Below are 11,603 nucleotides of genomic sequence, written 5' to 3'. Positions count from 1 at the left end.
AGGGAGCGGCCGTGAGCACGTCGGACCCTGTCCGTACCGACGCTGTCCGTACCTCGGACGCACCCCTGACCCTCGACCAGGCGCCGCCGCGCACGCTGGGCCCGGCCGCCAACCTCGGCCTGTGGGCGAACCTCGGCGTCAGCCTGCTGCTGCCGGTGGCGGCGGTGTTCGTCGTCCTGCCGGGGCGGTCGCTGGCGGTCACGCTCGCCGCGGTCGTCGTCGGCGCGGTGCTCGGGTCGGCGCTGCTCGGGCTGGTGGCCGCCGCCGGCGCGCGGGAGGGCGTGCCCGGGATGGTGCTGCTGCGCGGGCTGCTCGGCCGGCGCACCTCCTGGCTGCCGACGGCGTTCAACCTCGTGCAGTGCGTCGGCTGGGCGACGTTCGAGATCGTGGTCATCGCCGAGGCCGCCGCCCGGGTGCTGGACGCGCCGCGCTGGCCGTTCGTCGTCGCCGCCGGGGTGCTGGCCACCGCGATGGCGCTGCGGCCCCTCGGTGTCGTGCGGGTGCTCGCCCGGTACGCCGTCTGGGCCGCGCTGGCCGCCGTCGCCTACCTGTTCGTCCAGGTGCTGGCCGAGCCGCTGCCGCCGCTGGAGGGCGGCGGGGCGACGTCGTTCTGGACCGCCGCGGACATCGTCATCGCGCTGCCGGTGTCCTGGCTGCCGCTGGCCGCCGACTACACCCGCCACGCCCGCAGCGCCCGCGCCGCCGGCGTCGGGTCGGCGGTGGGCTACGGCGCCGCCACCGTCGTCATGTTCACCCTCGGCGTGCTGGCGCTGGCCGCCTACGGCAGCGCGGGCATCGACGTCATCGGCGCGCTGCTGGCCGTCCCGCTGGGCGCCGTCGCGGTGCTCGTGCTGGTCGCGGTCGAGCTCGACGAGGCGTTCGCCAACCTCTACTCGACGGCGGTGTCGGCGCAGAACGTCGTCGCGCGGCTGGACCGGCGGGTGCTCGCCGTCGCCGTGGGTGCGGTCGCGACGCTGCTCGCGCTGACCTTCGACGTCGCCGCCTACGAGCCGTTCCTCTTCCTCATCGGCGCGGTGTTCGTGCCGCTGGCCGGGGTGCTGATCGTGGCCTACTGGCTCACCCCGCGCGGGCGCTGGGACACCTCCGACACCGCGCCCGCCCGGCCGCTGTTCCTGCTGCCGTGGGCCGCGGGGTTCGTCGCCTACCAGCTGACCCTGCCCACGTACTTCCCCGGCCCGGGGGCGGGCTGGACGGCGTGGTGGAGCGCGCGGCAGGCCGACCTCGGCATCGACCCGGCCAACGGCTGGTCGGCGTCGCTGGTCGGGCTCGCCGTGGCCGTCGTGCTCACCGCGCCGCTCGTCCTGGCGGGCCGCCGGCGGTGACCGACGTCGCCGTCGCGGGAGGCGGCCTGGTCGGGCTCGCGGTGGCCTGGCGGGCCGCCCGCCGCGGGCTGTCGGTGACCGTCGTCGACGACGCCCCGGGCACCGGCGCCTCCGCCGCGGCGGCCGGGATGCTCGCGCCGGTCACCGAGGCCGGCTACCGCGAGGAACGGCTGCTGCGGCTGGGCCTGGACTCCCTCGCCCGCTGGCCGGCGTTCGCCGCGGAGCTCGAGGCCGCCGCCGGGACGCCGGTCGGGCTGCGCACCGCCGGCACGCTGGTGGTCGGGTTCGACGAGGACGACGTCCGCGAGCTCGACGCGCTGCACGCCTTCCAGGACGAGCTCGGCCTGGCCGCGCGGCGGCTGACCCCGCGCGAGGCCCGCCGCCGCGAGCCGGCGCTGGCGACCCGCGTGCGCGGCGGGCTGCTGGTCGAGGGCGACCACTCGGTGGACGGGCGGGCGGTGCACGCCGCGCTGCTGGCCGCGGCGGCGTCGGCCGGGGTGACCCTGCTGCGCGACCGGGTGGCGGCGGTCGTCGTCGGCGGCGGACGGGCGGCCGGCCTGCGGCTGGCGTCGGGGGACCTGCTGGCCGCCGGCGCCACGGTGCTCGCGCTGGGCGCGCGCAGCGGGCAGGTCCCGGGCGTCCCGCCGCTGCCGGTCCGCCCGGTCAAGGGCCAGGTCCTGCGGCTGGCCGGCGCGGCCGGGCTGCTCGAGGGCACCGTGCGCGCCCTGGTCCGCGGCCGGCCCGTCTACCTCGTCCCCCACGCCGGCGACCGGCTGGTCGTGGGCGCCACCAGCGAGGACCGCGGGTTCGACGCCCGGGTCACCGCCGGCGGCGTGCACGACCTGCTGCACGACGCGATCGACGTCGTCCCGGAGGTCTCGGAGCTGGAGCTCACCGAGACGCTGGCCCGCTGGCGGCCGGGGACGCCGGACAACGCGCCGCTGCTCGGCCCGTCGTCGCTGCCCGGCCTGGTGCTGGCCACCGGGCACCACCGCAACGGCGTCCTGCTCACCCCGGTGACCGCCGAGGCCACCGCCGAGCTGCTGGTCACCGGCGCCCTGCCCGCGGTGGCCGCCCCGTTCACCGCCGACCGGTTCGGGATCGGACCTCCGAGGAGGACGCAGTGCAGCTGACCGTCAACGGCGCCCCGGCCGACCTGGCCGACGACGCCACCGTGGCCGACCTCGTGGCCCTGCGTGCCGCGGGTCACGACCGCGTGGCCGTCGCCCGCAACGGCGACGTCGTCCCCCGCAGCAGCTGGGCGGCGACCCGGCTGGCCCCCGGCGACGCCGTCGAGGTGCTCGCCCCGACCGCAGGAGGATGACCGTGGTGGAGGACCTGTTCGTGCTGGGCGGTGAGACGTTCGGCTCCCGGCTGCTGCTCGGCACCGGCGGGGTGCCCAGCCTGGAGGCGCTCGAGGCCGCGGTGCGCGCCTCGGGCACCCAGGTCGTGACCGTGGCGCTGCGGCGGGTCGAGGCGGTCGCCGGGGCAGGAGGGGCGGCCGGCTCGATGGTGCAGGTGCTCGACCGGGCCGGCGTCCGGCTGCTGCCCAACACCGCCGGCTGCAGGACCGCCCGCGAGGCGGTGCGCACCGCCCGGCTGGGCCGCGAGGCGTTCGGCACCGACTGGGTGAAGCTCGAGGTCATCGGCGACGACGTCACCCTGCTCCCCGACGCCGTCGAGCTGCTGGACGCCGCCGAGCAGCTGGTCGCCGAGGGCTTCACCGTGCTCGCCTACACGACCGACGACCCGGTGCTGGGCCGCCGCCTGGCCGACGCCGGCTGCGCCGCGGTCATGCCGCTGGGCTCGCCGATCGGCAGCGGCCTGGGCATCCGCAACCCGCACGCCATCGCGCTGCTGCGGGAGGCCGTCGACGTGCCGCTGGTCCTCGACGCCGGCATCGGCACCGCCTCGGACGCCGCGCTGGCCATGGAGCTGGGCTGCGACGCGGTGCTGCTGGCCACCGCGGTCACCCGCGCCCGCGACCCCGAGCGGATGGCGCTGGCGATGCGGCAGGCGGTGGAGGCCGGCCGGCTGGCGAAGCTGGCCGGGCGCATCCCGCGCCGCTGGCACGCCGAGGCGTCGACGCCGTTCGAGGGGCTGCCCGCGCTGTGACCGTCCCCCGCCTGCTCGTCGTCACCGACCGGACGCAGGCGCGCGGCCCGCTCCCCGAGGTGGTCGCGGACGCCGTGGCGGCCGGTGCCCGGGCGGTGCTGCTGCGGGACAAGGACCTGCCACTGCCCGAGCGGGCGGAGCTGGCCCGCGAGCTGCGGGCGGTGCTCGACCCGGTGGGCGGGCTGCTCGTGTGGGGCGGCGCGGCCGGGGCGCCGGCGGGGGTGGCGGTGCACCTGTCCGCCGCCGACCCGGTCCCCGCCGCCCGCCCGCCGCTGCTGGGCCGCTCCTGCCACTCGGCGGCGGAGCTCGGGCGGGCGGCGGCCGAGGGCTGCGACTGGGTGACCCTGTCCCCCGTCGCGCCCACCGCCTCCAAGCCCGGCCACGGGCCGGCGCTGGGCACCGCCGGTCTCGCGGCGCTGGCCCCCGGCGCCCCGCCGGTGCTGGCGCTGGGCGGCGTGCGCCCCGGCGACGTGGCGGGCTGCCTCGCCGCCGGGGCGTCCGGCGTGGCGGTGATGGGGCCGGTGATGCGCGACCCCGCCGTCGTCGCCGCCTACTGCGCCGCGCTCGCCGCCGCCTGACGTGCCCCCGGCAGGCCGGGGAGCACCAGGTCGAGCACCACCGCGACGACGGCCGCGACGACGATGCCCGAGTCGAACAGCGCGCCCCACTGCCCGGTGACCCGGTCCAGCGCGCCGGGCACCGAGGCGATGCCGCGGCCGAGCGCGAGCGACAGCGCGACCACGAGCAGCGAGCGGGTGTCCAGGCCGTCCCTGGCCAGCATCTGGACGCCGATCGCGCAGACCATGCCGAACAGGACGAGCACCCCGCCGCCGAGCACCGCGGGCGGGACGGCGGCGACCTGCGGCAGCAGCGAGCGGCCGACCAGCACCAGCGCCAGGTTCGAGGTGGACATGGCCAGGACGTGCTGCAGTTCCAGCGGGACGGCGACGTTCCACGGCGGCCGGCCGTCGGGGTCGGTGGGGTCCTGCGCGGCGGGCGCGGCGGTGCGCGCCCGCAGGGAGGGGAGGGCCATCCGGGTGCTCCTCGGCCGGGTTCGTCGGTACGCCGGGGAGACTCCCGGCCCCGTGGTCCGGAGCCGTGTCGGCGACGTGGCGGTCCCGTTCCGCACTCCGCGCCTGTGACGCTGGTCGCAGCCGGGTTTACGGGACCGTCCCGCGAGCCATACGCAGGTGTTCGACTTCGCGTCCACGACCGGGCGCCGACACGAGGAGCGCACGGGGTGACACGCGGAACGGCCGGTCCTGCCTGGCCGTCGGCGTCACCCCCGCCCGCCGGGGACGGCCTGTCCTGGGAGCTGTCCGACGTCGCCGAGCTGCCCCGGGTGCGCGACGAGCTGCGGCGGTCGCACGTCGCGCCCGGCTCCCCGGACGTGCGCGACCGGCTGGTCCTCGTGCTCGACGAGATGGCCTCCAACGCGCTGCGCCACGGCGGCGGCGCGGTCGAGGCGGTGGTGCGCCACACCGGGGACGCCTTCCTGGTCGCGGTGTCCGACGGCGCCGCGAGCACCCCGCCCACCCCGGCGGTCGACCGCGACCCCTCCGAGGGCGGCCTGGGGCTCTACCTCATCGCCGAGCTGTCGACGGCGCACGGCTGGTACGCGGACGACGGCACCAAGACCGTCTGGGCGGTGCTCCCTCCCAGGTGAGGTGACGGAACGGCCCTCCTGCAGGGGCCCGCCGCGAGCCTGCGAGCGGTGGGGGGCAGGAGGGTCCTCCTACTGGGGGTGCAGGCGCATGGCGACCAGGGCGACGTCGTCCTGGAGGCCCTCCGGGCGCAGCCGGGCGACCAGCGCGTCGCCGAGCCGCTCGAGCGGGAGGTCGGCGAGGCGGGCCAGCGCGGTCCCCAGCAGGCCGATCCCGTCGTCGAGCAGCAGGTCGCGGCCCTCGACCAGCCCGTCGGTGTAGAGCAGCAGCGTCGAACCGCGGGGGACCTCCACCGCGGCCGAGCTGCGCCGGGCGCCCGGGTCGACGCCGAGCATGAGCTGGCCGCGCTCGGTGCCCAGGGTGTGCACCTCGCCGTCGGGGGTGAGCAGCAGCGGCGGCGGGTGCCCGGCGTTGGACCAGCGCAGCGTCGTCGTCCCGGCGGCGCGCTGCTCCGGCGACTGCTCGACGCGGGCGACCACCGCGGTGGCCATCGTGCGCATGCCCAGCGCGTCGACGGCGGCGTCGAGCTCGGCCAGGACGGCGTCGGGTGGGACGTCGCCGCGGTAGGCGATGCCGCGCAGCATGCCGCGCAGCTGGCCCATCGTCGCCGCGGCCTCGGTGTCGTGCCCGACGACGTCGCCGATGACCAGCACGGTCGCCCCGTCGGGCTGGAGGAACGCGTCGTACCAGTCGCCGCCGACCTGGGCGGCCTCCACCGCCGGCTGGTAGCGGACGACGATCTCGGCGTGGTCGGGCTGCGGCGGCGCGGTGAGCATGCTGCGCTGCAGGGCCTCGGCCAGCCGCCGCTGCTGGTCGAACAGCCGGGCGTTGTCCAGCGCCAGGGCGACGCGGTCGGCGACCTCGCGGGCGGCGGCGACCTCCTCGGCGGTCGCGGCCGGCCGGTCGGCGCCGCGGTAGACGCTCAGCGCGCCGAGCGTGCGCCCCCGGGCCAGCAGCGGCAGGGTGACCGCCGTCCGCGGGGCGAGCGCGTCGAAGACCTCGCGCACCTCGCCCTCGGGCAGCGTGGGGCGGATGGCCGCCGGGACGTCGTCGACGGTGAGCAGCCGGCCGGAGTGCAGCGCCCGCAGCACGGGCGCGTCGGGGGGGATCGACGCCAGCCGCAGGTCGGCGTAGGCCGACGCGGCCGCCCGCAGCGCCGGGTCGCGGTGCCAGCTCGCCACGTCGCGCATCCGGCCGTCCTCGCCGGCGGACAGCGTGAGGATCGCCCAGTCGCCGAGCACGGGGACGACGGCCTCGGCGACCCGCTGCAGCGCCGGCTCCTGGGCGCCGCCGGAGCCCAGCCACGCCGACATGAGCGCGCTGACCTCGGCGACCAGCGACAGCCGGGCGGCGCTGTCCCGGGCCCGCTGCTCGGCGGCGCGGCGCTCGGTGACGTCGAGGAAGTAGACCGACAGCCCGTCGGGACCGGGCCAGGCGCGGACCTCGTACCAGGCGTCCAGCGGCGGCGGGTAGTAGGCCTCGAAGACCCGCTCCTCGCCACCCTCCATGGCCGCCCGGTAGCTGACCTCGAAGTCGCTGCCGACGGCGGCGGGGAACAGCTCCCAGATGTCCCCGCCGAGGAGCTCGTCGCGGCCGCGGTGCAGCACCCGCTCGGCCTCGGCGTTGACGTAGGTGAAGCGCCACTCGCGGTCGAGGGCGAAGAACGCCGACCGCATCGTCTCGAGGACCCGGGACACCCGGGCGTCGCCCTCGTGCCGGTCGGTGGTGTCGATGCCGGCGCCGAGCAGCCGCACCGCCCGCCCGCGGTCGTCGGCCAGCGCGCGGCCGCGGCCCTGCACCCACCGGGTCTCCCCGGAGGGCAGCACGACGCGGAACTCGGCGTCGTAGGCGCCGACGGTGTCGATCGCCTCCTGCAGCGCGGCGAGGGTGCGGTCCCGGTCGTCGGGGTGCAGGCGCTCGGCGAAGGACTCGATCGTCCCGCCGAAGCCGTCGGCCTCGAGGCCGAAGATCGCCACCAGCTGGTCGTCCCAGGCGAGCCGGCCGGTCTCGAGGTCCCAGTCGAAGCTGCCGATGCCGGCGGCGTCGATGGCCAGCTCGAAGCGCAGCCGGGCGAAGTCGGGGTCGTCGGGCAGCACGGACAGCGGGCGGTCTGTCGCTCCCGATGGCCCCGGACGCTGCTCGGGGACGGTCACGGGAAGCGGGAGTCCATTCGGTGGGGGAGCGGTGGTCCGCCGTCCTTTCTCCCATGCCGGGGCGGGGAGGACAACCGGTGTGCCCGAGTCGACACCGCGTGCCGACGCGCGGGACGGGCGCTCCCGGCGGCGCGGGCCGGCGGCGGTGCCGGTCCGGGCCGCCCGGGAGCGCCCGTCGTGTCGTCTCGTCGCGGCGCGCCCCGAGCGGGGCCGCGTCCACCGTCCTCCTCGCGGCGCCGGGCCGTGACCGTGACCGGGTCCCGCGGGCGTCCACCTCCTCCGGCGGGCCGGGCGCCTGCCTGGCCGGGTCGCGCTCGGTCAGAGACCCGGGGGGACGACGGGGCGGGTCGTCCCCCGCCGGGCACCGGCGGGACCCGGTCCTCCCGCCGCGGCGACCGTCGCCGGACAGGCCGCGCCGCGCTCGTCCGTGCCTCCCGGGAGGGTCCGCGCGCTGCACCCGGTGGGTGAGTCGGCGGGGGGTCGAGGCCGGATCGTCGTGCGGGAGCGTCTGTCGGGCGGCGGGTGGGCTCCCGCTGCCGGGCGCCGCTCCGCGGTGCGGTCCGGGCCTCCCGGGAGGGTCCGCGCGCTGCACCCGGTGGGTGAGTCGGCGGGGGGTCGAGGCCGGATCGTCGTGCGGAGGGGTCTGCCCGGCGGCGGGGTGCCGCGGTGGAGGGCCAGGGGCGGCCGTGGTCGGCCGGGGGTGGATCTGCTCGGGGAGCGGGCCGGCGGTCCGGCCACCCGCGGGGGGAAGAGGGCGGCCGGGCCCGTCGAGCACGTCGACGAGGGGCGGACGCGCGTCCCCGGGGAGGGGGCGCGCTGCGGATCAGCCGGGAGCCGGTGGCGGTGGCCGGGGCGAACCCCGCGCCGGGTGCCCGCCCGGGTCGCCCCGGGTGCGCACCGCACCGGCGGTGCGCGGCGGGTCGGGCGCCCGCGCCGTCGGCCGCCCGGTGGCGGGCCGCGCCGGCCAGCCGGCCGGGGCCAGCGCCGGACCCGCGGAGCGGGGGGCGGCGGGACGGGGCGGCACCGGCCGGCCGGCGCCGGCCGGGAGCGACGCCGCGGCGGGGGAAGACGCCGCGGGCCGGATCGTGGGGGTGCTCGGCAGCTCGGTGAGCACCACGGGGCCGTCCGGGACGCGAGGCCGCAGGACGGCCGGGGCGGCCGGGCGGGGCCGGCCCCAGGCCAGGTGCGCGCCGTCGGGGCCGGCGCCCCAGAGCGCCAGCCGCCGGACCAGGCCGGGACCGGCCGGCGGGACGACGACGGGCGCGGTCGGCCAGGCGGCGTGGGCGCCGTCCGGGCCGGCACCCCACATGGCCAGCCGCCGGACCGAGGCCCGCAGCCGCGCGCGCCAGCGGGGGCCGGCCGCCGGGGCCGGGGTCACCGGGGCCGCCGGGGCCGCGGCCGGCGGGACGGGGCGCGGCCGGGGCACGGGCACCGGGCGGGCCACCGGCAGCGGGCGCAGCGCGCGGGGGGCGCCCGGCGAGCGGGTCGTCACCGCGCGGCGCGGCCGGGACCGCCGCGGCAGCTCGTGCGCCCGGTCGAGCAGGCCGAACAGGCCGGCCAGGGACAGGTCGTCCGGCAGGGTCGCCGACGACGGGGCGGGTGCCCGGTCGATCGCCATGCCGTCCTCCTGAGGGTCTTGGTCCGCAGCCGGGGAAGGTGCTGCGGACAGGGAGAACCGTAGGGACGGCGGGCCTCGCGGACGGCTCGTCGGGACACGTCCTGGAGACCCCGTGACGCAACCGTTGTGCCGCCCTGACCAGCGCGTTGGTCACCCGGCGCTGCCGACGATCACTTGTCGACCCGTCGACGGCCCGCGAGCGTGGAGAGCCTCTGCGGGGCCTCCGGTCACGCCGGGACACGCCCCGGCGCGCCCGGCGTGTCGGGGCGTGTCCCCGGCCCGTCCCCCGCGGCCCCGGACGGTGTGGTCCGGTTGCCGGTGGGGTGCGGCCCTGCCGAGACTCGACCGGTGAGCGAGCAGGCCGCGACGGCGGCACCCGACCGGATGCCGGGCAGCACGGACGAGCCGGACACCAGGCTGCGCCGCGCCGTCACCGGGCCGCTGCTCTACCTGTTCATCCTCGGGGACGTCCTGGGCGCCGGTGTCTACGCGCTGGTCGGCGAGGTGTCCGCGGAGGCCGGCGGCGCGATCTGGGTGCCGCTGCTGGTCGCCCTGCTGCTGGCACTGCTCACCGCGGGGTCCTACGCCGAGCTGGTCACGAAGTACCCGCGGGCCGGCGGCTCGGCGGTGTTCGCGGAGCGGGCGTTCCGCTCCCCGGTGGTCGCCTTCCTCGTCGGCTTCTGCATGCTCGCCGCCGGCGTCACCAGCGCCGCGGGCCTGGCGCTGGCCTTCGCCGGTGACTACCTGACCGTCTTCCTCGACGTGCCCGCCGCCCCGGTCGCCCTGGTGTTCCTGCTGGTGGTGGCGCTGCTCAACGCCCGCGGCATCCGGGAGTCCCTGCGCGCCAACCTGGTCATGACGCTGGTGGAGACCTCGGGCCTGGTCCTCGTCGTCGTCCTCGGGGCGGTGGTCCTCGGGCGCGGCGACGGCGACCCGGGCCGGGTCGTGGAGTTCCCGCCCGGGGTGTCGGCGGCGACGGCGGTGCTGTCGGCGGCACTGCTCGCCTACTACTCGTTCGTCGGGTTCGAGACGTCGGCCAACGTCGCCGAGGAGGTCCGCGACGTGCGGCGGGTCTACCCGCGGGCGCTGTTCGGGGCGCTGCTCACCGCGGGCGTCGTCTACGTGCTGGTCGGGCTGGGCGCCGCGGTCGTCCTCCCGCCCGCGGAGCTCGCCGGCTCCACCGGGCCGCTGCTCGAGGTGGTCCGCGCCGCCGACGCCGGCATCCCCGACGAGCTGTTCAGCGTCGTCGCCCTGGTCGCCGTCGCCAACGGCGCCCTGCTCACGATGATCATGGCCAGCCGGATGGCCTACGGGCTGGCCGAGCAGCGCCTGCTGCCGGCGGTCCTCGGCCGGGTGCTGCCGCGCCGCCGGACGCCGTGGGTGGCCATCGCCGTCACCACGCTGGTGGCCATGGGCCTGAGCCTGGCCGGGGACCTGGCCACGCTGGCCAACACGGTGGTGCTCCTGCTGCTGTTCGTCTTCGTGAGCACCAACGCCGCGGTGCTCGTGCTGCGCCGCGACCGGGTCGACGCCCCGCACTTCCGGGTGCCGCTGGTGGTGCCGGTGCTCGGCATCGCCTCGTGCCTGGTGCTGCTGTGGCGTCAGGAGGCCCGGACCTGGGCGTTCGCCGGCGTCCTGCTCGCCGTCGGGGTGGTGCTCTACCTGGTGACCGCGCTGCCGCGGCGCCGGGCCGGGAGCTGACCGCGGCGCAGGCGCAGCCGGGCCCGGTTGCGAGGATGGCCGGGTGGCTCCTCCCGCACCGCGGCCCCTGGTGATCGACACCGACCCCGGCATCGACGACGCGCTGGCGATCCTGCTGGCGCTGGCCAGCCCCGAGGTCGACCTCCGCCTGGTCACCACCACGCACGGCAACGTGTCCCTCGCGCAGACCACCGAGAACGCGCTGCGGGTGCTGCACCTGGCCGGCCGCTCCGACGTCCCCGTGGCCGCGGGCGCCGCCGACTCGCTGGTGTTCCCCCAGCCCGAGCGCGCGGGGCACGTCCACGGCGCCACGGGCCTCGGCGGCGTCGGCCTCCCGCCCTCCCCGGCCGCCGTCGACCCCCGCCCGGCCGTCGTCGCGCTCGCCGAGCTGCTCCTGGCGTCGGAGGAACCGGTGACGGTGGCCGCGATCGGGCCGTGGACCAACGTCGCGCTGCTGCTGGCCACCTACCCCGAGGCGGCGGAGCGGATCGGCCGGCTGGTGCTCATGGGCGGCTCGGCCGCCCGCGGCGGCAACGTCACCGCCGCCGCGGAGTTCAACGTGTGGTCCGACCCGGAGGCCGCGGCGCGGGTGCTCGGCTCGACGGTCCCCACCGTGCTCGTCGGCCTCGACGTCACGCTGCCCACGGTCCTCGACGAGGACGGCGTCGCCCGGTTCGCTTCGGCCGGGCCGGTCGGGAAGACGGCGGCGGCGATCCTGCAGCAGTACCTGGACCACGCCCGCACCTCCTACGGCACGACCGGCGTGGTGGTGCACGACGCGCTGGCGCTCACCGAGGCGATCGTACCGGGCACGCTGGGCACCGTCCGCCGCGACGTCGTCGTCGACACCACCCTGGGGCCGGCCCGCGGGCAGACGCTGGTCGACCGCAGGACGGTGTCGGACTCCCCCACCGCGGTCGACGTCGCCGAGACCGTGGACAGCCCGGCCGCCGTGGAGTTCCTGGTCAGCCGGCTGGCCGACCTGGCGACGCGGGTGGGCTGAACCGCG

11 protein-coding genes are annotated in these 11,603 nt (G+C 78.3%); 8 read left to right on the top strand and 3 right to left on the bottom strand.

From position 1 onward, the window contains the following. The first annotated feature begins 11 nt into the window (after positions 1 to 11). The 5 genes from ACI8AB_RS09700 to ACI8AB_RS09680 are packed head-to-tail and all read left to right on the top strand — an operon-like array spanning position 12 to position 4,036. Entirely contained in the window at positions 12 to 1,343 is a 1,332-nt protein-coding gene (locus ACI8AB_RS09700) for a purine-cytosine permease family protein (RefSeq protein WP_456949963.1), read from the top strand. Next, a complete protein-coding gene (thiO, locus tag ACI8AB_RS09695) occupies positions 1,340 to 2,476 on the top strand; it encodes a glycine oxidase ThiO (RefSeq protein ID WP_456949962.1) in 1,137 nt (378 codons plus the stop codon). Before ACI8AB_RS09700 ends, thiO begins: the two co-directional genes overlap by 4 nt. Then, complete coding sequence (gene thiS, locus ACI8AB_RS09690; protein WP_456949961.1) at positions 2,467 to 2,667, top strand: sulfur carrier protein ThiS; 201 nt, start codon at positions 2,467 to 2,469, stop codon at positions 2,665 to 2,667. Before thiO ends, thiS begins: the two co-directional genes overlap by 10 nt. Beyond that, positions 2,664 to 3,458, top strand: a complete 795-nt coding sequence (locus ACI8AB_RS09685; RefSeq protein ID WP_456949960.1) for a thiazole synthase — start codon at positions 2,664 to 2,666, stop codon at positions 3,456 to 3,458. Before thiS ends, ACI8AB_RS09685 begins: the two co-directional genes overlap by 4 nt. Further along, positions 3,455 to 4,036, top strand: coding sequence for a thiamine phosphate synthase (locus ACI8AB_RS09680; RefSeq protein ID WP_456949959.1), 582 nt, complete (start codon positions 3,455 to 3,457; stop codon positions 4,034 to 4,036). The genes ACI8AB_RS09685 and ACI8AB_RS09680 overlap by 4 nt, the downstream gene beginning before the upstream one ends. Here the strand turns inward: ACI8AB_RS09680 and ACI8AB_RS09675 are convergent. Beyond that, positions 4,009 to 4,491, bottom strand: coding sequence for a solute carrier family 23 protein (locus ACI8AB_RS09675; RefSeq protein WP_456949958.1), 483 nt, complete (start codon positions 4,489 to 4,491; stop codon positions 4,009 to 4,011). The two genes, ACI8AB_RS09680 and ACI8AB_RS09675, sit on opposite strands and share 28 nt — an antisense overlap. A 207-nt stretch (positions 4,492 to 4,698) precedes the next feature. Here ACI8AB_RS09675 and ACI8AB_RS09670 point away from each other — a divergent pair, with 207 nt between their 5' ends. After that, positions 4,699 to 5,124, top strand: a complete 426-nt coding sequence (locus ACI8AB_RS09670; protein WP_456949957.1) for an ATP-binding protein — start codon at positions 4,699 to 4,701, stop codon at positions 5,122 to 5,124. Between the two features lie 69 nt (positions 5,125 to 5,193). Here the strand turns inward: ACI8AB_RS09670 and ACI8AB_RS09665 are convergent, their stop codons facing one another. Continuing rightward, the gene (locus ACI8AB_RS09665; RefSeq protein ID WP_456949956.1) at positions 5,194 to 7,218 is read right to left on the bottom strand and encodes a SpoIIE family protein phosphatase; all 2,025 of its coding nucleotides are present in this window, start codon (positions 7,216 to 7,218) and stop codon (positions 5,194 to 5,196) included. Between the two features lie 880 nt (positions 7,219 to 8,098). After that, on the bottom strand, positions 8,099 to 8,893 hold the full coding sequence (locus tag ACI8AB_RS09660) for a hypothetical protein (protein WP_456949955.1): 795 nt from the start codon (positions 8,891 to 8,893) through the stop codon (positions 8,099 to 8,101). Positions 8,894 to 9,241: 348 nt separating this feature from the next. On the opposite strand from ACI8AB_RS09660, the gene ACI8AB_RS09655 reads away from it, so the two are divergent. Together ACI8AB_RS09655 and ACI8AB_RS09650 are read left to right on the top strand one after the other, a co-directional pair. Beyond that, entirely contained in the window at positions 9,242 to 10,594 is a 1,353-nt protein-coding gene (locus ACI8AB_RS09655; protein WP_456949954.1) for an APC family permease, read from the top strand. Between the two features lie 43 nt (positions 10,595 to 10,637). Next, entirely contained in the window at positions 10,638 to 11,597 is a 960-nt protein-coding gene (locus ACI8AB_RS09650) for a nucleoside hydrolase (protein WP_456949953.1), read from the top strand. Positions 11,598 to 11,603 lie beyond the last annotated feature (6 nt).

The organism is Geodermatophilus sp. SYSU D00698 (assembly GCF_054050335.1).
This window is presented reverse-complemented; position numbering and strand designations above follow the sequence as displayed.